Source organism: Bacillus sp. TSO22, assembly GCF_020223595.1.
Classification (GTDB): domain Bacteria; phylum Bacillota; class Bacilli; order Bacillales; family Bacillaceae; genus Bacillus; species Bacillus inaquosorum.
This window is the reverse complement of the sequence record NZ_JAHAWO010000006.1, coordinates 1-26,339: the sequence shown is the minus strand read 5'-3', so window position 1 is coordinate 26,339 and position 26,339 is coordinate 1. Positions and strand designations below refer to the sequence as shown.

The following is a 26,339-nucleotide window of genomic DNA, read 5'->3' as shown; positions in this document are numbered from 1 at the left end:
TCCGGTTGTTGTAAAGCTCCCCGAATTCCCGAATCAGAATATTGACGGAAACACCGTCTGAAATAATGTGATGCATATCAACCAGCAACAGGTGCCGCTCATCTGATACCTTTACGATTTGGGCACGGAACAGCGGCGCTTGGCTGAGATCAAACGGCTGAATAAACGCGGCTGCGGCTTCCTGTTCGGTTTGTTCGCCGAGGACTGCTGTCTGTAATGTAAACGGCACCACGTCATGGATGCGCTGCACCGGCTCGCCGCCTTCGTTCTGTTCGAAGGATGTCCGAAGCGACTCGTGGCGCTTGATTAGCTCTTTGAAAGCCCTGTCCAGTCTTTCGGGGTCCAGCTTCCCTTCCAGCTCTAACACAGCCGGCATATTGTAGCCTGTCCCTCCGTCCTCCAGCTGCTGAAGGACATAGATCCGTTTTTGCGCGGAGGAAACCGGATAGGCCTCACGCTGTTCCGTCGGTTTCATCGCTTCATATGGACTGTCCGTTCCTTCATGGATAACGGAAGCCAGCCCTTCTACCGTCGGATGGGCAAACACATCTTTCAGCGGCACCTGTACATCGAATTCTTTGGCGATCCGGGACACAAGCGCGGTTGCTTTTAAGGAATGTCCTCCGCGATCAAAAAAGTTGTCGTGAATCCCGACAGGGCCGTTTTTCAGCACGTCCTCCCACAGCTGGGCAAGCTTCATCTCTGTCACATTTCTCGGCGCCGTGTAAGTCTCCGCATCTGCAGCTCCGCCAGGAGCTGGCAGGGCGTTTCGGTCAAGCTTTCCGCTTGGCGTAACCGGCCACCGTTCCATCTCTATCATATGAGCTGGGATCATGTAGCTCGGCAGCAGTCTTTCAAGCTGCGTCCGCACTTCGTTTCTTCTTAGTCCTTCTGTATAGGCGCATAATTCCGGCTCGCCGCTGTCTGTCCGTACGGTAACGGCTGCCTCTCTGACGCCTTCAATGCTTCTAAGCGCTGCTTCAATTTCTCCAGGCTCGATACGGTAGCCCCTGATTTTGACTTGATCATCCAAACGGCCGAGGAATTCAACATGTCCGTCAGGAAGCCAGCGCGCCAAATCCCCGGTTTTGTACATGCGTTCACCCGGGTAAAACGGGTCCTCAAGAAAACGCTCCTCCGTTAAGGCCGGCCGATTCAAATAGCCTCTGGCCACACCCGCTCCGGCAATGTACAGTTCTCCGATACATCCAGCAGGCAGCATCCGCTGCTTCTGATTGAGGATATACAATCTGACATGATGAACAGATTTTCCAATTGGAACGCGTTCAAGCTTTTCATGCAGCGGACAATCAAAGAACGCAGCTTCTACAGTTGCCTCCGTTGGTCCGTAAGAATTGGTTAATGCAACACCTGGAAGTAACTCGCAAAAACGGGAGACGAGATGGGTCCCCAGCTGTTCTCCCCCGGAAAACACCCGTTTGAGTCCGTTTATTTTAATCGGTACAGGGCGATATTTTATATGTTCTAAAAATGCATGAAGCATAGATGGCACAAAATGCATAGCTGTGATCTCTTGTTCTTCTACAGCCTTCGCGATCACTTCAGGTTCTTTTTCCCCTCCCTGAGGAAGCAGATAAACAGAAGCACCGGCATAAGGCCACCAAAACAGCTCCCATATGGAAGCGTCAAATGAGTAAGATGTTTTATGCATAATCACATCTGATTGCTTCAGCCGATAGCGGGACTGAAGGGAATTCAAAAAATTCACCGCAGATCGATGTTCAACTTCCACACCCTTAGGCCTGCCGGTAGAGCCGGATGTATAGATGACATAGGCTAAAGATTTAGGGAGAACGTCCACATTCGGATTGGACAAACGATGTTTCAGTCCGCTATTTGCCTGATTGAGGTAGACAATCTCTCCTGCAAATGCCGGAACATGCAGGCTGGAAGACTGAAGCAGGAGAATGTCTGTACCGCTGTCCTCCAGCAGAAAGCTGATTCGTTCTTCCGGGTAATCCGGGTCAATAGGAAGATAAGCGCCGCCAGCTTTAAGAATGCCATAAATGCCAATCAGCATTTCAGGCGAACGCTTTCCTATAATGGCAACAGTCGTTTCAGATTTTACTCCTCGTCCGATCAGCTCCCAGGCGATACGGTTAGCCTGTTCGTTCAACTCTTTATAGGTCATCGCTCCATGTTCAAAGATAACGGCCGGCTGATCAGGCGTTTTTGCTGCCTGCTGTTCAAGTGCATAGTGGAGAGTTTGATTCATCGGATAGCCCGTCTCCTGAAACGGATGGCATGATTCAATGAAAGCTCTCTCTTCTTCTTTTGTTAAGAGTGGAATATCGTCCAATTCTGTTTTAGGACTGACAGCTGTATGTTCCACAAGCGTGGTGAAAAGGCCGGCCCACCTTTGGATGGTTTCTTTCTCAAACAAAGCTGTACTGTATTCAAACTGACAGAAAAGCTCGGAATCGTGTTCTGTAACATACAGAGAAATATCAAATTTCGATATTGGATGCTGCAAATCGTTCCATCGAAGCTGTACATCTTTCATTTTCAGCTTTTGCTGTTCCATATTCTGAAGGACTAGCGTTGTGTCAAACAATGGATTCCGGCTCATTTCCCGCTGCACACCGAGTTTATCCACAAGCTCTTCAAACGGGTAATCCTGATGCTCATACGCTTCTAATGCTGTCTGTCTGACTTCTTTCAGAAACTCTTCAAATGTCATATTACCGGCCGGGCGTGTGCGGAGAGCCAATGTATTGACGAACATCCCAAGAACAGCTTCAAGGTCGGCATGGGGCCGTCCGGCGATAGGTGAACCAATTACGATATCATCCTGACCGCTTAACCGCGACAAAAAGGCTGAATACAAAGCAAGAAGCGTCATATAAAGCGTGCTTCTGTTTTTATTGGCAAGCCGCTTTATGCGGGCCGTGATCTCTTTATCCAATTGAAAGGTTACTTTTCCGCCTGTAAAGTGCCGTTCTGCCGGGCGGCGTTTATCTGTCGGAAGCTCTAGTGCAGGGAGGTCCCCGCTAAACTGCTGCAGCCAGTAAGTCTCCTGCTTTTGGTACGAGTCTCCCTTTTTAAATTGCTGCTGCCAAACGGCGTAATCTTTATACTGGATCCGCAATGGCTTAAGCTGGCGGTTTGCATAAAGATCGGTGAATTCTCGGATTAGGAGCTGAACGGATACGCCATCTGAAATGATATGATGCATGTCAACCAGCAATACATGCTTCTCGTTCGTCACTTTTATAAGGCCCGCTCTAAATAATGGCGCCTGGCTGAGATCAAAGGGGCGGATAAACCCCTCGATAGCGGTCTCTATACTTAATGTAAACGGCACTTCGGTGTGGATACTCTGAACAGGCTCGCCATCTGCCTCGGATACAAAGGAAGTTCGAAGAGGCTCATGCCGGCTGATCAGTTCTTTACATACAGCAGACAGTTTAGCGACATCCAGTGCCCCTTCCAGTTCTAAGACCGCAGGCATATTGTAGGCGACACCCTCATCAAGCTGCTGAAGCACATATATCCGTTTTTGTGCCGAAGATACAGGATATGTCTTCCTTTCTTCTGCCGGCTCAATTGCTGCATACGGATTTTCCTCTGCATCTTGAATGATTAAAGCCAATCCTTCTACAGTCGGATGGGCAAAGATGTCCTTAAGCGGAACTTGTACATGAAATTCCTTTGCGATCCGTGACATCAGCACTGTTGCTTTTAGAGAGTGGCCTCCATGGTCAAAAAAGTTGTCTTGGATGCCTATATGACCATTCTTCAGCACATCTTCAAATATTTGTGAAAGCTTTGCCTCTATCAGATTACGAGGGGCAGCATATGGATTTCCGCTGATTGAAGCATCTGGCGCTGGAAGCGCTGCTTGGTCTACTTTTCCGTTTGGGGTAAGAGGTATGCTGTCAACCCATATCCATTTCGCCGGAATCATGTATTCTGGTAGCTCACTAGCCATATAGCTGCGTAAATCTATTGCATTCAGCTTTTGTACACTGCAATAGTAAGCGCATAATTCATGTTCTCCGTTTTGATCTTGTCTGATGAGAATGGCAGCCTCTTTAATGTCCCGATGATTCATTAACGTGACTTCGATTTCTTGCGGCTCGATTCGATAACCTCTGATTTTCACTTGCTTGTCTGCCCGTCCTATATATTCGATGTTGCCGTCTCCAAGCCGTCTGGCCAAATCACCTGTACGGTACATGATCGCACCAGGCCTGAATGGGTCAGATGAAAATTTGTCGCGTGTCAGTTTATCGTGATTGACATATCCTCTGGCAACACTTGCGCCGGAAATATAGAGTTCACCTGGTACACCGCATGGCTGTAGCTGTTTTTGGTGATTCAAAATATATAGATCAGTACAGCCTATCGGTTTACCGATTGGCGGAAACTCAGGAATAGGGTCTCCCGGATGAATGGTGTACGTAGATACCACATGAGTTTCTGAAGGTCCGTAATGATTGTGCAGGTGTATGCCGCGTTCACGTAACACGTCTTGGAAAATGTCTGAAATAATTAATTGTTCCCCAGCTGTAATCAAGTGTTTGACGCCATAAGGAAACGAGTTCGCAAGTTGCCGCTCGCTGAAAATCATTTTGATAAAAGCCGTTGGGAGAAACACAATATTCGTCTGATGCTTGTTTATAAATGCAAACAGCTGAGGCACATCTCTTTTTATGGCTTCTGGCACGATGTGCAGGGTGCCGCCTTTCAGAAGCGCAGAAAATATTTCTTGATAACAGACGTCAAAGGCAGGTGTCGCAAATTGCAGAACATCTGCTTCAAAGTCAATCCCAGAGTGAGCAAATTCGAACTTCAGCAAGTTAGCCATGTTTCGATGTTCAAATTGAACGCCCTTTGGTTTACCTGTTGTACCTGATGTATAAATCAGATACAGCAGATCGTCCGCATTGTTAACTGACTTTATGTTACTGCCGTCTTCTGTGCTTTCAATATCTTCTGCATGAGTGATAAGGTAATTGTTATCAAGCGATGCGGAAAGATGAGCTTGTGAAACAACATGCGAACAGCCGCAGTCATTTAGAATATAACGGATTCTGTCAGCCGGGTAATGCGGATCAATTGGAACTATGGCGCCGCCTGCTTTCAAGATACCAAGAACCCCGGTGATCAATGCCGCAGAGCGTTCCATCATGATCGCAACAGGCTCCTGCCTCGCAACACCCTTCATTCGTAAATGCCGCGCCAATCTGTTAGCCGATTTATTCAGTTCTTTGTATGTTAACGTGCAGGCTTGATCAATTACTGCATGAGCATCTGGGGTCTTTTCCGCTTGTTTTTCAAACATCGCATGGATGGTTTCGTAAACTGGCGTTCGATCCGCGATTTCCCCAATCAGCTGCCGCTTTTCAGTATCTGTCGTGATCTCGATTTCTTCAGGCGGAAGATTCGGATTATTTAAGATTTGTGATACAGCATTCAGAAGATGCTCCTTGACAGAAAGCACAAAAGACCGATCATGCTGCTCCGCATCATAGCTCATTTTAATATGGATTTCTTCTCCTGGCGCCACCATAAGATAAAAGCTGTAGTTGGTTTCATCTGCCACAGTGAAGTTATGAATCTGAAAAAGATCAGAAGCATGTTCCTGCTTGTTCAGCATCTGAATCTCTTGCTGAACAGGATAGTTTTCAAATACGAGAATATGATCAATCAGCCCTTGTTTAACAGCTGAACGGGCTTGAATCTCATATAAAGGGTGGTAGCTGTATGCTTCAGCGGCAAGACGGTCTTTTTGCATATCTTTTATGAGCTGTATAAATGGTGTTTTTGCCCCCTGCACCCTAATCGGTATCGTGTTAATGAAAAGACCTACCATATGTTCAATGCCTTCGATTTCTGCGGGTCTTCCTGAAATGACAGAACCGAATACGGCGTCATCGTTATTATTATATTTTTGAAGCAGAATACCCCAAATGGTATGGAAAATCGTACTGAGTGTTACTTCTTCTCTTGCAGCAAGCTCCGAAAGCCTGCTGCTTTCTTCCTTAGAGAATGAAAACGTAACGTGTTCCTGCCTGCTTCTCCCCTTTGTTTTTTTCTGCTTCGGGAGCATGGTTTGCTGTCCATGGCCGGAAAGATAATGTTCCCAATATGAAACTGCCTGCTCTTTGTCTTGCTCCATCAGCCATTTGATATAGCTTCCGTATGGCTGGACCGACTCCAATGATATAGGGGTGGCATTTACATAAGATGCGTAAATATGGAGAAACTCCTTTAGCACAATGCTGAGGCACCATCCGTCCATCATGATGTGATGAAAGGTCCAAATACAAGTGTACTGGCTCTCTCCTGTTTGAATCAGAGCGATGCGCATGAGCATATCCTTTTGCAAGTGAAACCCTTGGGCGCGGTCTTTTTCTTTCAATTGTTCGATAAACTGTGCTTGCTTCTCTTCGTTTAAATGAGTAATGTCTTTTTCCTGTACGATGATGTTCCGTTCTCTCAGGACAACCTGCTGGGGAGAGGAAACATTTTGGCTGATAAAAATCGTTCTGAAAATATCGTGTCTTGCTACAAGAGCGTTGATGCTGTTTTGAAAAAACTGCGAGTTGACTTTTCCTTCTATTGTAAAAGAAGCTTGCTCAACATATGCCTGTGAATCTTTTTGCAGGAGGGAATGGAAAAGCATCCCTTCCTGCATGTAAGACAGCGCATAAATATCCTGAATTGAATTCGCTTTTGTCATGTTCATGTCTCCCTGTCCGATTTTCTACAATTCTTCCACCAAGCTGGATATGCTGTCCAAATCCTCTGCCGTTAATGATTGACTGCTAAAATCGCTCAGTGTCTTTTCTGCTTTCTGTTTACCGGCGCAATGTTTCATAATGTCCCGCAAAAAGTGTTCAATCCTGTTGATAAGCTGCTTCATTGTGTTTCTATGAAAGCGGGCTGGCGGATAACTAAGATTGAAATGGAGCTTTTTGTCTGCTGCCATTGCACTCATCTCGATGATTTGCTCACGCTTCCATGTATGAGTGATATCCTTTCCGCTCCCAAGACTTGATGGGCGGAAGCTGTCCTGTCTTTCGATGTCGTTGAACTGGCCCAAATAGTTAAAGCTGATGTCAGGTGTTTTTGAAAACGCAATGCTTTTGTTTTCAGGGTGTGTAAGGTATTTCAGAATACCGTAACCTACCCCTTTGTTTGGTATCCGGCCCAGTGTATCTTTAACGGTTTTTACTGCGGTTCCGAGCTCATCCCTATGATTTTCAAAGCTTATGAGGGCCGGGTACATGGATGTAAACCAGCCGACCGTCCGGCTGATATCTAACTCTGGCAGAATGTGTTCTCTCCCGTGTCCTTCCATAGCGATACGGAGCTTGCTTCCGCCTGTCCATTCACAAATCGCCAAGGATGCTGCGGTTAACAGAATATCTTGTGTATCTGTACCATAGGCGTGATTGACGTTTTGCAGCAAAACGGCAGTGTCTGCTTCAGAGAGTGAAAAGCGTATCGAATCCCTTCTGCTGAAGTCGGTGTTCTCATGAAGCGGCATTTCATATGGCAGTTCCGCAGCTTGCTGTTCTTCCACAGTTCGCCAATACGCCTCCTCACGAATCAGCCTGCTGCTTTGGGCATATTCCTGTATCCGTCTTGCGTATTCCTGGTAGGAATCAGTTTTAGGCGGAAGCTGAATCGCCTGGCCTGAAGATGCTTGTTGGTACCCTGCTGACAAATCCTCCAGCAAAATCCGCCATGCCACACCGTCAACGACAAGATGATGGATCGCAAGGAACAAGTAATCTCCTGTCAGTGTTTTAAACCACGCGGCATGTAACAACGGTCCTTCCTGCAAATTGATGCTTTGCTGAAGATCTGCAACTTCTTGTTTGATTTGCGTTTCCCAACCGCTTTCGGACTGTAAAAGATCAGATATTCTTAAACTGTACAGCTGTGATTCCTGAATGCCTTGGTTGATTTGAATCCATCGCCCGTCATCGTTACGATAAACCATCCGAAGCGCATCATGATGCTCCGCCAGTTTTTTTAAGGCTGCTCTAAGGGCGTCTTCAGACAAACGGTCAGAATGGAAAAGCATGACAGACTGATTAAAATGGTGTCGTTCTTCAATATCTTGTGAAAGAAACCATTGCTGAACAGGCGTCCAAGGAACGTCTCCCTGAATGGGGCCTTGTTCTATGATTCTCTCTGTCTTACGGATAAATGGTGATAAGTCTTTTATCTTTGGATGCCGGAATAAATCACTTACCTGCAAGCTTAGCCCATGGCGTCCAAGGCGTGCAGAAACTTGAAGCGCTTTGATTGAATCTCCGCCCAATTCAAAAAACGAATCCTCTATTCCGATCCTCTGGATGCCGAGAACCTCCTGCCAGATCAATGCCAGCTGTTCTTCAAGGTCATCGCGTGGCGGGACGTACGTTTGTTTAGATGCGAAATCTGGTTCAGGAAGTGCTTTCCGGTTCAATTTGCCGTTTGATGTGAGCGGAAGAGTCTCCATTTCAATGATGTACGCCGGGATCATATAATTTGGCAGTGAACGCGCGAGAAGAGAACGCACTTGTTCAGCATTCGTGCCTGCATTTACGCTGATGTAGCCAAACAGCTCTTTGCTCCCTGTCTGGCCTGTACGTGCCAACACAGCGGCTTCTTTGACCCCGTCTATTTGGCGAAGTGCTGATTCGATCTCACCCAGCTCCACCCGATAGCCTCTGACTTTTACTTGATCATCTATACGGCCAACGTACTCAATTGTGCCATCGGGAAGCCAACGCGCCAGATCACCTGTGCGGTACAGTCGATCGCCAGGCGCAAATGGATTTGGGACAAATTTCTCTTTTGTTAAATCAGGACGGCCTAAATAGCCTCTGGCGACGCCATCACCGCCGACACAAAGTTCACCGACAGTTCCGACCGGCTGCAGCATTCCCCATTTATTTAAGATATAAGCAGTGGAATTACCAACCGGCCGCCCGATCGGAATGGAAAGTTCATATGTTTTTTGAATGTGGAAGCATGTCGAAAAAGTTGTATTTTCGGTTGGTCCATATCCGTTCCATATCGATACTTCAGGGCAGACATTTCTGATTCGATTGACGTGGCTTGCGGACAAGGCTTCCCCGCCTATAATCAGATGATTCAGCTGTGAAAAGGTTGTCTCATTTTGCTCTGTCAAATGATTGAATAGAGAAGATGTCAACCACATCGTTGTGATCCCATGAAGTTCTATGTATCTCTGAAGCTGATAGGAATCGAGAAATACTTGTTTATCGGACAGGTGCAAAGCTGCCCCATTTAGCAGCGGTCCAAATATTTCAAATGTCACAACATCAAAACCGATTGATGATGTCATGAGAAGACGGTCTGCCGGTGTAAATGTAATATAATTGCTGTTTTTAACAAGACGAATGACACTTCGCTGCTCAATCATGACACCCTTTGGTTTACCGGTTGATCCAGAGGTATAAATGATATATGCAAGTGAGTGTGCTCCTGCTGACGATTCAAAGTTCTTCGTTTCTCCTTGCTTTTGAATATTTTCGATTATGATTTGTTCACATTCAATGTCTAATAGCTGTTTTTCTGTTTTTTCAGATTGAAGGAGTAATGCCGCCCCGCTGTCTGACAGCATATAAGCTATTCGTTCAACAGGCAGGTCAGAAGCTATAGGAAGATAGGCTCCCCCGGCTTTCAGAATGCCCAGCATTCCCGCTATGAGTTCTGGCGTTCGTCCTGTCAACAAGGCTACAACACGATCAGGCCCTACCCCTTTTCTCTGTAGAACTGAAGCAATTTGATTTGCCCGGCTGTTCAGATCCGCGTAAGTTAATTCTTGTGTATCGCTGACAATTGCAATGGCATTAGGTGTTTGTTCAGCCTGCATTTCAAAGAGCCTGCTGATGGTTTCATTTCTTGGATAATCTATTTTTGTATGATTGAGCTCATGGATAAGGTAATGGGTCTCATCCTCATTTAGTATATTTATTGTTCCGAGAGCGGCTTTGTTGTCTTGGGTGATGGAGAGTAACATATTGATGAAGTATTGAAGCCACTTTTCTATCGTTTTTTTCTTATATAAGTCCGTACTAAATTCCATTTGGAACGTCAGCAAACCGCAGGGCTGTTCGTGAGCATACAGAGTTAAATCAAATTTGGACGTTTGATGCCCGTTGTTTGCTGCAGGTTTGAGATGCAGTTCTTCAAGCTGAATCGATTCCTGATCCATATTTTGAAGAACAAACATCACGTCAAACAGCGGATTCCGGCTCATATCCCGCGTCAATTTAAGCTTATCGACGAGCTCTTCGAACGGATAATCCTGATGCTCATACGCTTCCAATGCTGTCTCGCGCACTTCCTGCAAATACTCCACAAACGGCTTCCCGCCCTCCGGGCGTGTCCGCAGCGCCAGCGTGTTCACAAACATGCCGAGTATCGGCTCAAGATCCTTGTGCGGCCGGCCGGCGATTGGCGAGCCGACGATGATATCTTCCTGTCCGCTTAAGCGTGACAATAACGCTGTGTAAGCTGCTAGAAGCACCATGTACAGTGTGCTTCCGTTTTCCCGTGCCAGCTTATGAAGGCCTGATGCGGCTTCTTGATCAAGCGTAAATGAGACCTTGTCACCCGCGAAGCTCCGTACCGGCGGGCGGGTATGATCAGCCGGGAGATCCAGCACCGGCAGCTCGCCCTCGAGCTGCTTCAGCCAGTACGCCTCCTGCATCTGGTACGCGTCTCCTTTTTTAAATCCTTCCTGCCATACGGCGTAGTCTTTATATTGAATGTGAAGCGCCGGAAGGATCCGGTTGTTGTAAAGCTCCCCGAATTCCCGAATCAGAATATTGACGGAAACACCGTCTGAAATAATGTGATGCATATCAACCAGCAACAGGTGCCGCTCATCTGATACCTTTACGATTTGGGCACGGAACAGCGGCGCTTGGCTGAGATCAAAGGGCTCGATAAACGCGGCTGCGGCTTCCTGTTCGGTTTGTTCGCCGAGGACTGCTGCCTGTAATGTAAACGGCACCACGTCATGGATGCGCTGCACCGGCTCGCCGCTTTCGTCCTGTTCGAAGGATGTCCGAAGCGACTCGTGGCGCTTGATTAGCTCTTTAACAGCCCTGTCCAGCCTTTCGGGGTCCAGCTTCCCTTCCAGCTCTAACACAGCCGGCATATTGTAGCCTGTCCCTCCGTCCTCCAGCTGCTGAAGGACATAGATCCTTTTTTGGGCGGAGGAAACCGGATAGGCCACGCGCTTTTCAGCCGGCTTAATCGCTTCATATGGACTGTCCGTTTCTTCACGGATAACGGAAGCCAGTCCTTCAACAGTCGGATGGGCAAACACATCTTTCAGCGGCACCTGTACATCGAATTCTTTGGCGATCCGGGACACAAGCGCCGTTGCTTTTAAGGAATGTCCTCCACGATCGAAAAAGTTGTCGTGAATCCCGACAGGACCATTTTTCAGCACGTCCTCCCACAGCTGGGCAAGCTTCATCTCTGTCACATTTCTCGGCGCCGTGTAGGTCTCCGCATCTGCCGCTCCGTCAGGAGCTGGCAGGGCGTTTCGGTCAAGCTTTCCGCTTGGCGTAACCGGCCACCGTTCCATCTCTATCATATGAGCTGGGATCATGTAGCTCGGCAGCAGTCTTTCAAGCTGCGTCCGCACTTCGTTTCTTCTTAGTCCTTCTGTATAGGCGCATAATTCCGGCTCGCCGCTGTCTGTCCGTACGGTAACGGCTGCCTCTCTGACGCCTTCAATGCTTCTAAGCGCTGCTTCAATTTCTCCAGGCTCGATACGGTAGCCCCTGATTTTGACTTGATCATCCAAACGGCCGAGGAATTCAACATGTCCGTCAGGGAGCCAGCGCGCCAAATCCCCGGTTTTGTACATGCGTTCACCCGGGTAAAACAGGTCCTCTAGAAAACGCTCCTTCGTTAAGGCTGGCCGATTCAAATAGCCTCTGGCCACACCCGCTCCGGCAATGTACAGTTCGCCGGCGACCCCGCAAGGCTGTACGGCTAAATGCGGATCTAAAACATACAAACGCGCACCGGGTACAGGTTTTCCGATCGGAATCCGCAAGCGATCCCTGTCCCGCTCTGGATCCAACACGTAAAATGCCGCGTCTACCGTTGCTTCTGTCGGCCCGTAGCCATGGATCAGCGATACCTGCGGCAATAAAGAAGCAAAACGGGCTGCCGTATGGGGCGCAAGCGGTTCACCTCCGGCGAATACACGCTTCAGGCTTGTCCCATCACCGAGCGCTTTCATTTCCGCTTGATCGAGAAAGCTGTTCAGCATAGCCGGAATAAAATGAGCCGTTGTCACTTTTTCCTGATGAATGGCTTTTACAATCAATGCCGGGTCTTTCTCCCAGCCGGGCGGAAGCAGATAAGCCGAAGCGCCGGAAAGGGACCACCAAAACAGCTGCCACACAGACGCATCAAAGGAAAAAGAGGTTTTCACCATAACAATGTCATCTTCCTGAAGCGGAAACTGACGCTGCATGCCAGTCAGAAAGGAAATAGCCTGGCGGTGCTCAACCGCTACCCCTTTTGGCTGCCCGGTGGAGCCCGACGTATAAATGATATAGGCAAGAGAGCCGCTGTCAGCAGGAGCAAATACATGGCTTTCTGCTTTTTCGCTCGCAAGAGATGCCATGTCCACTTCAAGCATCTCTCCGGAAAAGCTCGGTGCGGAACATCCCGGCTGTGCCAGCAAGAGCGCGGCCCCACTGTCTTTCAGCATGTAGCTCAGCCGCTCCTCTGGATATGCAGGATCAAGCGGCAAATACGCCCCGCCTGCCTTCAAGACAGCAAGTACAGCTATCAGCATTTCAGGTGACCGCTCAGACAGGACACCGACGATGCTTTCCTTCGTGACGCCGCGTGCCGCGAGGCGCGCAGCCAGCCGGCTGGCATACATGTCAAGCTCAGCGTACGTCAGCGAACCGCTGGAAAAGCGGATGGCTGGCCGCTCCGGTGTGACAGCCGCCTGTCGTTCAAACAGACCGTGCAGGGTTGGGGCTTCAGGCGAAACAGATACTGCCCCGTTGTTTTGAGAAACGATTTTCCGTGTTTTGTTCTCATCTAGCAATGTCATCTTTGACACGGGAAGAGATGGATCAGAGATGACGTCAGAGACCATGTGCTGTAAATAATCTTTTATCTCGGACATCATGTTTGGTTGATAAGCGCCGGTATGAAAATGAATCCGAACGTACAACGTACGGCCTGGGATCACTTTGACACTGCAGCTATAATTGGTCACCTCTTCCATCTCAAAATCCTTCACGGAGAAATCAAATGATCCAGCCTGATTCAGCCCTTCAATCTCTTGCTGGGTGGGTGTATTTTCAAAGACGATAATATGATCAATCAGCTCTTGTTTAAGAGCACTCTGCGCCTGAATGTCATATAAAGGGAAGTAACTATATGCTTCTGCCTCAGTCATGTCCTTTTGCATCCTGCTGACTAGGTTAGAAAAAGAAAGAGAATCACTTTGGACTCGAATAGGAATGGTATTGATAAAAAGTCCGACCATGTTTTCCACATCTCTTAGCTCAGAAGGTCTGCCTGATATAACGGATCCGAACACAGCATCGCCGCAGCGATTGAACTTTTGGAGCATAATCCCCCATAAAGCTTGGAAAACAGTGTTTAGTGTCGCTCCAGAAGCTGCTGCGATTTTCTGTAATTCGGAGGTTTCTTTTTCAGAAATGGTGAACGTGATCTGCTCTAATGTCCCATCCGGTATTTGATCTGTTCTTTTCGGCAGAGGCGTAGCTTTTTCGAAATGCTGAAGCCTCTTTTTCCAATACTCAGCTGCTTCTTCTCGGTCTTGCTGCATCAGCCATTTAATATACGTCCCGTACGGCTGAACGGGATGCAAATCCGGAAGCTGACCTTTACCCAGCGCTTGATAAATGTGAAGAAAATCTTTAATGACGATGCCTAAACACCAGCCATCCATTAAAATATGATGATGGCTCCAGATACAGACATAACGATCAGGCGCCCATTTTAAAATAGATATTCTCATCAGTACATCTGTTTGGAGATCGAATCCCCTGGATTTATCCTGCTCTTTGAATGCCTCGGTACAATGTTCTTTATCTCTTTCGTTGAGATGAGAAATATCTTCAAAATGAACATGGCAATGACGATGCTTGAGCACGACTTGACGTGGTTTGGCTACATTTTTATAGATGAACGCCGTTCGGAAGATTTCGTATCTTTCAAAAACAGCATCCATACTTTTCTGGAAACGCTCCAAGTCAAGCTGTCCATGGATCGTAAAAGAAGCCTGTTCAAAATAAGCTCTTGACTGTTCATCATACAGTGAATGAAAAAGCATCCCTTCCTGCATAAAAGACAAAGGGTATATATCCTGTATTTCGGGTTGCTGCGGCATCAGTGTGAATCTCCTCTCCCTATAGTTTGTTGACGGCACCCATAATCTCACTCAATTCATCAAGTGTTAAATCTTCATCAGTGAAATCAGATGCGCTCCATTCTCGGTTTTCTTTGCCCGTACAATGCTCAATGATATTTTCCAGAGTCTGTTTAAAATGCTCTGCAAATGTTTGGATTGTTTTTTTCTCAAATTGAAGCCTGTTATAGATCATGTGCATGTTCAGGCATCCCGAAGAAACGGCGCCGCTGATATCCAGTGCATAAGGCCGCTCCCATTCCGGGCTGATCTCATTCCCTGGCTTGATGTCAGAAACCTCAAAGGCTTTTGATTGAATATCCTGATCAAACTGGCCTAAATAATTAAAGCTGATGTCCGGGCTGCCTTTCTCAGAGCCCCATTTTTTGTTGGTATATTTCAGCACACCGTAGCCTGCGCCCTTATGCGGTATACGGTGCAGCATATCTTTTGTCTGTTTAATGAGGTGGCCCAGCCGCTCATCTTTGTTCTTATGATCAGAATTGCTCATATCAAGCCATACAGGATAAATCGAGGTGAACCAGCCGACTGTTCTGCTAATGTCAATATCCTCAAGATATGATTCCCTTCCATGGCCCTCCATGCTGATTTTAAACTGGTCATAGCCCGTCCATTGCTGCAAAGCAAGGCCTAAAGCTGTCAGAAGAATATCATTCATCTCCGTGCTGTATGCTTTATTTGCAGCCGTTAACAATAATTCTGTGTGATGGCGGGACAGATTAAAATCAATCACTTCTGTATCTTTGAATGTGTTTGGTGCTGCTTCATTGTCTTTAGGAATAGGTTGAATGTGACGGTTCTCTCGCTCATCCCAATACACTTCTTCTCGCTGTATCTGGCGGCTTTTAGAGTAGTCAGCTATTCTTTGTGAATACGTTAAATATGAATCTGTTTTTTGCGGCAGTTTAATAGATTCTCCTGAGACTGCCTGTTTGTAAGCTGTTGAAAAATCCTCGAACAAAATGCGCCATGAAACTGCATCAACAACTAAGTGATGAATCGTCAGAAACAAATGGTCTCCATTCTCGGCTCTAAACAATCCAGCGTGAAGCAATGGGCCGGTTTCCAAACGAATATGCTCCTGCATCTGGCTGGCTGCTTCCTTAATCCTGTTATGCGCTTCTGTTAAGTTATCCTTTATATCAAACAGTTCAAGAGCATATAGCTCCTTATCTGGCAAATCTATTCCTCTGCTTATCTGAACCGGCCTGCCATTTTCATACCGGCATACGATTCTCAGTGCGTCATGATGAATCACCAGGCTTTTTAGCACCTTTTTAAGCGCTGTCTCGTCAAATCGTTCAGTCCGATAGAGCATAACGGACTGATTAAAATGATGGATTTCCAGAGATTGCGAGAAAAACCATTGCTGGATAGGTGTCCAAGTGATCTCGCCTTCGACCGGACCTTGGTCAATGACGTGTACGGCTTTTCGAACACGAGCGGACAGTTCGCCAAGAGTCTGATGTTCAAACATCTCACGTACTGTCGTTTCAAAGCCGCGCTGCTTCAGTCTGGCACAAACTTGCAGTGCTTTAATAGAATCTCCGCCAAGCTCAAAGAAATTGGCGCTTACGCCCAGCTCCTCCACATCAAGAAGCTCCTCCCAAATTTCAGCCATCACCTTTTCAATCTCATTTCTTGGTCTGATATCATCAGCCGTATAAGCGTTTTTTTCAGGTTCCGGCAGGGCTTTCTGATCAAGCTTTCCATTAACATTAAGCGGGATGCTGTCAATCTGTATCAAACGGGCCGGCAGCATAAAGTCAGGCAGCATGGTTTTTAGAGAAGTCCGGATTTCTGATGCATTCGCGGCCTGTTGATCTTTTGTCACGATGTATGCATATACATCTGCTTGCCCTTGCTCATCTGTTCTTGTGATGACAGCCGCCTCTTTAATAGCTGGAAGCTGAAGAAGAGCCGCCTGGATTTCGCCTAACTCAATACGGTGCCCTCTGACTTTAACCTGATCATCAATGCGGCCTAAGTATTCCAGCTCGCCATTTGACAGGCGTTTAGCAAGATCTCCTGTTCGGTATAATCTATCCCCCGGAAGATAAGGATTAGGCACAAAACGGTCAGCGGTCAGCTCATCTCTGTTGAGATATCCCCGTGCCACACCTTCACCGCCTATATACATCTCCCCTGGAACTCCGATCGGCTGCAGATTCATATGAGCATCCATCACATAAGCCTGCAGAGTTGAAAGCGGCCGTCCGATATTGCTTTTATTTTTTGCAATGTCTGCTGCGGACAATTTTTTGAATGTTACATGTACCGTCGTTTCTGTAATACCATACATATTGATCAGATCAGTATGAGGATATTTTTTATTCCAGCTTTGAAGCATGCCGGGCTGTAAAGCTTCGCCGCCAAAAATCACGTATCGGATGTTTAATCGATCCGTATGGTTTTGATCTTCATGCATCAGGCCGTAAAAAGCTGTTGGGGTCTGATTGAGTACAGTGACGCGTTCTTTTTTTAACAATAATCGGAATGCATGGGGATCACGGGCTGTTTCTTTAGAGACCACGACTAGTGTACTTCCGTTTAATAACGCACCGAACATTTCCCATACAGAGAAATCAAAGCAATATGAATGAAAGAACGTCCAGACGTCTTCATGGCCAAATTTAAAAGGCAGGTTTTGATGCTTTAAAAGACTGATCACATTGCGGTGCTCGACAATGACGCCCTTTGGCTGGCCAGTCGTTCCGGATGTGTATATCACGTAAGCCGGCTGATCCGATAGGGTTTCTTGAATGTTTAAATCATCCGGAATTGAGTCGCTATCACCTTCATCGATATACATAATAGGCCCGTTGTAGTCTGCAGGTTTGTTTTGGCCGCGCTCTGTCAGCAACATTTCTGCCCCGCTGTCATTGAGCATAAAACTGATACGTTCCTGAGGATATTCAGGATCAATCGGCAAGTAGGCCCCTCCAGCTTTTAAAATCGATAAAATGCCAATGATCATATCAGGTGACCGATCGAGCATCAGACCTACGATATCGCCAGTTCTGACCCCTTGTTTGATCAGCATAGCAGCTGTCCGCTCAGCTTTTTCATTCAGGTCTCGATAAGTAAGCTTAGAGTGACCGTACACCACTGCGAGATGCTCCGGATGTTCAGCGGCTTGCTTTTCAAATAAGCTTACAATGTTTTCATTTCTCGGATAAGCGGCATACTGTCCCATTTTTTCAAGGAGCAAATTGCGCTCTGCAGCAGGAAGCAATTGCATTTCCGAAATTCTCATCTTGGTATCAGCCGTTACACTTTTCACCAGTTCAATAAAATGGGATGCCCATCGCGCAATGGTCTCTTCTTCAAAAAGAGCGGTGCTGTATTCAAACCGGCAGTGAATCCCGCCCGAATGCTCCTCAGCGTGTAATGTCAAATCGAATTTAGATATATCGTGTTTTGCAGTGACAGACGAAATTGATAGACCAGGCACTTCGAACTGGAAATCCTCACTGCTTTGAAGCACGAGCATCGCATCGAACAGCGGGTTGCGATTTACCTCTCGATGTGTATCGAGCTTATCTGCCAGCTCCTCAAAGGGATAATCCTGATGCTCGTAAGCCGTCAGAGCCAGGTGGCGAATATCCTGCAAATACGAGCTGAACGTTTTGTGGCCCTCGGGCTGGCTGCGCATCGCTAAAGTATTTACGAACATCCCGATGACGCGCTCCAGATCGGCGTGCGGTCTTCCGGCAGCAGGCGAGCCGACGACAATATCCTCTTGCCCGCTTAGCTTGGATAGCAAAATAGAATAGACAGCCAGAAGAATCATATACAACGTTGTTCCCGTTTCAACCATTAAACGGTGCAGCTCATCTGCCGTGTCTTTATCAATGTTTACTTCGATTGTTCCGCCGCTGAAATCAGGGAGACGCGGTCTTGTTTTATCAAGCGGTAATTCTAATACTGGAAGACTCCCGCCAAGCTGATCGAGCCAGTAGGCCTCCTGTTTTTTGTATAGCTCTTTCGGGTACTTTTCTTGCTGCCAAACAGCAAAATCCTTATAATGCAGGTTTAAAGCTGGCAACTCTTTTTCGCAATACAAGTCAGTAAATTCTTGGACAAGAGTGCTCATCGAGACACCGTCGGCAATAATATGGTGCATGTCGAGCAGCAAAAAGCCGCGATTATTGCCCATTGTAATGACACATGCTCTAAAAAGCGGACCGGACGATAGATCAAACGGTTTGATAAAAGATTCGATTGCGGACTCAAGCATTTGTTCTGATTCCATTTCAAGCTCTTTCAGATCAAAAGCCATCTCTGGATGAATGATCTGCACGGGCTCTCCTCTGTCAAGCACAAAAACAGTCCGCAATGCTTCATGCCGATTCACAAGTTCTGTGAGAACGCTTCTCAATCGCTGGCGATCCAGATTTCCGCGTAATTCAAGTACAGCGGGCATGTTATAGCCTGTGCTGTCATCTGCCAGCTGATGGAGAGCATATAATCGTTTTTGTGAGAAAGACAGCGGATAGACATCTCTTTGATCCGCAGGCTCAATCTGTGTAAAAGCATGTTCTTTTAAGCTCATCAATTTGACTGCCATGCTTTCAACTGTCGGATTAGAAAAAACCTCACTGAGCGGCAGCTCGATATTAAGCTTTTTATGTATTCTTGATACCAGTGCGGCCGCTTTTAAGGACTGTCCGCCTAATTGAAAGAAATCATCACGAATGCCGATTTGCTGTTTATTTAGCACATCTCCCCAAATATGTGCGAGATCAGCCTCGATTAAAGTTCGGGGCGGCATATATGTGAGGCTCGCATTGTTTTCTGGTTCAGGAAGTGCTGACCGGTCAAGCTTCCCGCTGGATGTTAATGGCATCCGGCTGATATTGGTAATACTTGCGGGAATCATATAGGGCGGCAATGTCCCGGCTAGATGCCGATACAAATTCGGGAGATTGTTTCCCTTTTCCGGAACGATATAAGCGACGAGTTCCTTTTCCTCAGCAGAAACATCGCGGGCCAGTACTGCTGCTTCCTTCACTCCTGGCGCCTGTCGAAGAACCGTTTCAATTTCTTTCAGTTCAATGCGGTAACCCCTAATTTTCACTTGATCATCAAAACGCCCTATATATTCAATCGTTCCATCCGGCAAAAAGCGGCCTGCATCACCTGTTCGGTATAAACGCTCCCCTTCAAGGAACGGATGATCGGAGAATGCTTTGTCTGTAAGCTCTGGCTGTTTGTAGTATCCTTTTGCAAGACCCTCGCCGGAAATACACAGTTCGCCCGCCGCGCCGATCGGCTGCATTTGATTTCCGTGTAAAACAAATACTTTTGTGTTCGCAATCGGGTGTCCGATCGTGATCCTCTCTTTTTCGTTCAGTTGACGCAATATTGTTGTTGCCACACTATTTTCTGTGGGCCCGTATTCATTTGCTAATTCTGCAGAAGGACAAATCTTTTCGCTCATCTCAAGCAGGTCAGGCGTGACCGCTTCACCAGCGAATGTCACAATACGAAGACTTTTTGCATCGTCAGCAGTCATCACTTCCAATAACACCCGGTACAGGGAAGGAACAATGATCATGTGACTGACCTTATAACGGGCTATTTTTCGTTTAAGGGCTAGCACATCCTTCGCTTCGTCATCCGTTGTCAGCAATACGCACGCACCGGATAAAAGCGGGGTAAACAAGCTCGTCACACAGCCGTCAAACACGTACGAAAACAAATGGAGGGATATATCCTGTTCGGTCATGCCATACTCTTCCCGTCTCCATTGCAATGTATTGGCAATGCCTTGATGATTAACTAGAACACCTTTAGGGCGCCCTGTCGTTCCCGACGTATAGATCAAATAGGCGAGATCACCAAGCGCCACATCTGGAGCTGCTGATTGGTAGCTTTCTGTACGTTCTATCGGTATCATATTTCCTTCATAGTGCGGCGGGATGAATGACATAAGGTTTTCTTCTATCAGCAATTGAGCTGCTTGACTGTCCTTCAGCAGGAAAGAAAGACGTTCTTCTGGGAAATTTGGATCAAGCGGCATATAAGCGCCGCCTGCTTTCCAAATCCCAAGTAGAGCTGCAGGCATTTCCATTGACCGGTTCATCATCACAGCCACGATATCTCCAGATCCAACGCCTTTTTCTATCAGGGCGTGCGCAATCTGATTGGCTCTTCCATTTAATTGGCGATAGGTCCAGCAATCGTCTCCCATTTTTAATGCAGCGGCTTCAGGTGTTTTGCGGGCTTGTTCCTCGAACAATTGGGATATCGTTTTGTTCACATAAGGACGCTCAGTTTCGTTAAACAATTGGATAACCTGTTGCTCCTCCGGCGGGACGATATTGATGTCACTGACGGCAATATCGGGATGTGCCAAAATGCAATCTAGAGCTTGTTTTAGATGCCCCTGAATCCTCAGCATCTCCTCCCGTTCATAAACGGCTGCGTTGTAGCTGAATTTGATATAAAATGATTCTCCCGGAACAATAACGATATTAAAGTCGTAATTTGTTTGCTCCGACATTGAAATGTCACCAAGCTTCAGTGCATTTTCCTCGTTTTCACTCTCAATGCTTAACGCCTGATCAAGCTGTACAGGATAATTTTCAAAGACAAAAATATGATCGATCAAGCCTTGCTTCAATGGACTATGGTTTTGAATTTCATAAAGCGGATAATACCCATGCTGTTCAGATGCTAAAATATCCTCCTGCACGGCTTTGGCCAGCGAAGAAAACGTCATGCCCTCCGCAGATCGAATTCGCACTGGGATAGTATTAATAAACAAGCCGACCATTGATTCAATACCGTCAATCGCTGACGGGCGTCCCGAAATGACGGAGCCAAAAACTGCGTCATCTGCGGCATTATATCGATGGAGGAGCACGCCCCACATACTCATAAACAACGTGTTTAATGTCACTCCCCAATTTTGGGCGGCCTCAGTCAGTTTCTCAACCATTTCCGGTGCTAAAGAAAAGCTGATCTGGTCGGCTTTATAATCCCCGTCCGCCGGGCGGGGATTTATCCGGGGGATAGATGCAGTATTGCCGTACTCCTTCAAATATTCGCTCCAGTAAGCAGCAGTCTCTTCTTGATCTTGTTCTCCGAGCCATTCAATATAGCGGCTGTACGGTACCGTGCTGCCAATCCGTACAGGTGAGTTATTTTTGAGCGAATCATACATGCTGAAAAACTCTTTAAGAATAATGCCTAGACACCAGCCATCCATGATGATATGGTGATGTGTCCAGACACATGTATATTGGCTGTTGCCTCTATCAAAAAGGGCAAGACGCATTAACGGATCTTTTTGCAAATTAAATCCTTTTTCCCGATCCTTGGTCATAAAAGCATCGATCAGAGCCTGCTGTTCATGATCGGCCAGGTGAGAAAAATCTTCTCTATACACTGTCAATTCCCGGTTTGACAGGACTACCTGCTGCGGACCTGTAAGATCTTGGACTTCTTTAATAAAAATCGTTCTGAAAATATCATACCGGGAAACAAGAAGGTTTAAGCTCTTTTGAAACGAGTCGATGCATAGATTCCCTGTGATCGTAAACGAGGTCTGTTCGACATAGGCTTTTGAGCTGACATCCATCAGTGAATGAAACAGCATTCCTTCCTGCATGTGCGATAACGGATAAATATCTTGAATCTGTGCCGCTTGTGCCATCAATTCCACACACCTTTTCAAAAGTTAAAGATCTTTCACGAGATCTTCGATGCTAGATAATGCAGACAACGTTAATTCCTTATTGCTGAAATCACTCAGCGTTTTTTCGCGTACTTTTTTCTGCGAACAATGCTCAATCATCTCGATAAGATGCCTGTGAAAACGATCCATAAAACACTCAATTGAGTGTTGGCTGAACACTTGGGTGTATACCGCTTTTACTTGAAGCCTTCCGTCCGTAATGAGGGCATTGATGTCCAGCTCATATTCTCGAGCTCTCTCACCCGCTATTTCGTAACGAGGCCGGTAATATGATAATTGAAACGTTTCAGCTTCCTTCTCTTCGCTAAATTGGCCGAGATAATTAAAGCTAACCTCAGGCTCTTTATGAGGTAGTTCTCCTATGTGTGTTAACAATCCGTAACCAGTTCCTTTGTTCGGTACCCTTCTCAGCATATCTTTTGTCGTCTTAATTCGGTATGCGAGCTGATCCTCGAAAGGCTCGGGAATACTCATGTCCAGCAGAATAGGATAAATGGAAGTAAACCATCCAACTGTCCGTGAAATATCAATGTTTGGCACATGCCCCTCTCTACCGTGTCCCTCAGTGCTGATCACGATTTGGTCATGCCCTGTCCATTCAGAAAGCCCCATTCCTAACGCCGTAAGCAAAAGTTCGTTGGCATCAGTGCCATAGGCTTGCTGGGTTTCAAACAGCAATTTTTCAGTCCAGTCCCCGGATAGTACAAACGCCGCTGTATCGCTGTTCATTTGCAGTCTTCCTGGCGCATTTTCCGTGTCCTTAGGCAGAAAAGCAGTGTGAGCGTCCAAAATTGATTGCCAATATGATTTTTCTGCAAGCAATTGTTTGCTTTCAGCAATTTGTGCAAGACCATTGGCGTAGGACAAATAAGAATCCGTTTTTGGCGGTAATTGGATCTTTTGTTTTTCTAAAGCCTGCTGGTATGCTGCAGCTAAATCCTCAAGCAGTATTCTCCAAGAAACGCCATCTATCACAAGATGATGAAGCGCAATCAGCAAATGGTCCCCTTCTGCCGTTTTAAACAAACCTGCTTGCAGCAGAGGCCCTTTTTGTACATTCATTTTGCTTTGAATGCCGATTTCCTCAGCGGCTAGTTTTTCATCAAGCTGAGTCCTTTCCAGTGATTCTTTTGTCCAGTCTGCTATGTGAAGGCCGAACAGTTCATGATCCTTGTGATTCATTCCGCGATTATACTGAACGACATGGCCGTTTTGATTTCGTTGAAAAACCATGCGAATTGCATCGTGATGCTCGGTTATTTTACGCAGCGCCCGACGAAGCGCATTAGTATTGAATCCTTTTTCACTGAAAAGTATGACGGACTGGTTGTAATGGTAGTGAAAAGCATGAACCTGTCCGAAAAATCTTCGCTGAATCGGGGCGAGATTAGCTTCACCTTCCGCAGGTCCCTGATCAGCTTGAGATGCCAATGGTGTGATATGTCCGCTTAGCTCCTGAATCGTTGGATAACGGAATAAGTCACGTATTGTCATGCTCCAGCCTTCAGCGGCCAGCCGTGCTGCCACTTGTAATGCTTTTATTGAGTCTCCGCCAAGCTCAAAAAAGGAATCGTGAATGCCGACTCGAGCAATGGACAGGACATCTTCCCATATTTCCGCTATCGTTTTTTGTATGTCGTTAACTGGTGCCGTATATGGACGTGTGAACACATCATTTGGAGCCGGCAAGGCGTTTTTGTCCAGCTTTCCGTTTAGGGTCAGCGGCAGTTTTTCTATAGGAATCAGATGCGCAGGAATCATATATGCCGGCAGCTCCTTTGTTAAAGCAGCACGGAGAGTATTCGTACTGACGTCTGAAGGCACAATATATGCTGCTAAACCAGCATGTCCATTCTTATCATGCTGAACGGCAACAGCAGCTTCTCTGACCAGCCCGGTTTGAAGCAGAACACTTTCAATTTCTTCTGTTTCAATTCTGTATCCATTTATCTTCACCTGATAATCCATTCGGCCAAGAAGCTTGATCGTTCCGTTTGGAAGCCAGCAGGCTCGATCACCGGTTCTGTACAGCCTTTCTCCGGAGACAAATGGATTTTCTGTAAATTTCATTTGCGTTAAGTCAGGTTTATTATGATAGCCTTTCGCAACACCTGCTCCGCTGATGCATAGCTCGCCGGCAACGCCAATCGGCTGAATTTGATCAGTCTGGCTGAGTACGTACATGTGTACATTCGGTAGCGGACTGCCAATTGGGACGTTATCTCCCGTATACTCTTCTCCCATCCTTGTTTCATAGCAGCTGGAATCGATCGTCGCTTCTGTGACGCCATAACTATTGATGATGCGCATGCTTTGGCCAAAGCGTTCTGTCAATGTTTTGAAATCTTGAGCTTTCACCATGTCGGAGCCAAGAATCAATATGTCTAAGTCAGGAAGCTTGAGCTTGTTACGGTATACATACTCCATAATTGGGATAATGAGAGCCGGCGTTGACTCCATTATCGTGATTCGCCGAGAGTTCATGATTCCATATAATTCAGCAGGTTCCAGCCGCTTTTCATCTGGGCAAACGATTAGAGTCCCACCGTTGGTCAATGTTCTCGCTAAATCTCCTGAAAAGACATCAAATGAAAAGCTCGCCATTTGGAGCAGTCTGACAGGCTTCCGATCCAGTTCATAAATTTGCCGCCAAGCAAGAGCTGCATGGGTAAAGTTCCGATAGGTGACAATAACGCCTTTAGGTGCGCCCGTAGTTCCTGACGTATAAATGATATATGCTATATCCTCAGGAGCAGGAGATAAGTCAAGGTTGCAGCTGTTTTCTTCATAAGAGCTCTCATCATCAAGGCAGATGTGAGATATATCACATTCAGATGAGTTTGAAATCAAATGCTTCAACTCCTGCTGCAAAAGAAGAATGTCTGCTTCGCTATCACGGAGAAGGTATTCAATTCTAGCTTTTGGATAATGTGAATCGATTGGGATATACACTCCGCCAGCTTTCATTACTGCTAGGATTCCAACAATTGCATCAATGGACCGCTTGGCTAAAACAGCCACAGTTGGCTTCGCCCCTTTTCTTTTTTGCAACGTCCGTGCCAGTCGATTGGCTCTTTCGTTTAGAAGCCGATAACTAATCTGTGTTTCGTCATCAATAACAGCTATATGTTCTGGTGTTTCTTCAGCTCTCGCTTCAAATATGCGATGAAAAGGAACATCTTTTTGAGAAAATTCAATTTGAGTTTTGTTGAATTCAAAGACTATCTTTTGTTTTTCTTGATGACTAAGAATGTTTATTTGTGAAAGGTTTGTTTCAGGATTAGAAAGTGCCGCATGCAGAAATTCGATAAAATGAGCTGCCCAGCGCTCAATCGTAGCTTTCAGGAATACTTCCGTACTAAATTCCAATTCGCAGCAAATGGCTCCATCTGTTTCCGTTGCTATTAGTGTGATATCGAATAAAGAAATGTGATGTGCGAAATTGGCGGGCCGGACTTTTATCTCTTCCAGATCCATGTCCTGCTTTTCCATATTTTGAAGGATAAACATCGCATCAAAAACTGGATTCCGGCTCATATCCCGCGTCAATTTAAGCTTGTCGACGAGCTCTTCGAACGGATAATCCTGATGCTCGTAGGCTCCCAATGCTGTGTCGCGCACTTCCTGCAAATACTCCACAAACGGCTTCCCGCCCTCCGGGCGTGTCCGCAGCGCCAGCGTGTTCACAAACATGCCGAGTATCGGCTCAAGATCCTTGTGCGGCCGGCCGGCAATTGGCGATCCGACGATGATATCTTCCTGTCCGCTTAAGCGGGACAATAACGCTGTGTAAGCCGCTAGAAGCACCATGTACAGTGTGCTTCCGTTTTCCCGTGCCAGCTTATGAAGGCCTGATGCGGCCTCTTGATCAAGCGTAAATGAGACCTTGTCACCCGCGAAGCTCCGCACCGGCGGGCGGGTATGATCAGCCGGGAGATCCAGCACCGGCAGCTCGCCCTCGAGCTGCTTCAGCCAATACGCCTCCTGCATCTGGTACGCGTCTCCTTTTTTAAATCCTTCTTGCCATACGGCGTAGTCTTTATATTGAATGTGAATCGCCGAAAGGGTCCGGTTGTTGTAAAGCTCCCCGAATTCCCGAATCAGAATATTGACGGAAACACCGTCTGAAATAATGTGATGCATATCAACCAGCAACAGGTGCCGCTCATCTGATACCTTTACGATTTGGGCACG

The 26,339-nt window shown here is 46.7% G+C and carries 4 protein-coding genes; all 4 read right to left on the bottom strand.

All coding sequences use genetic code 11. The features are described 5' to 3' along the window. The coding region (locus tag KHQ79_RS08890) for a non-ribosomal peptide synthetase (protein ID WP_225514894.1) at positions 1-6,709 on the bottom strand (6,709 nt) is incomplete at its 3' end. Between the two features lie 24 nt (positions 6,710-6,733). Continuing rightward, positions 6,734-14,401, bottom strand: coding sequence for a non-ribosomal peptide synthetase (locus tag KHQ79_RS08885; RefSeq protein ID WP_225514892.1), 7,668 nt, complete (start codon positions 14,399-14,401; stop codon positions 6,734-6,736). Positions 14,402-14,420: 19 nt separating this feature from the next. Further along, entirely contained in the window at positions 14,421-22,103 is a 7,683-nt protein-coding gene (locus tag KHQ79_RS08880; RefSeq protein WP_225514890.1) for a non-ribosomal peptide synthetase, read from the bottom strand. Positions 22,104-22,127: 24 nt separating this feature from the next. Continuing rightward, on the bottom strand, positions 22,128-26,339 hold a 4,212-nt coding region (locus tag KHQ79_RS08875), incomplete at its 5' end, for a non-ribosomal peptide synthetase (protein ID WP_225514888.1).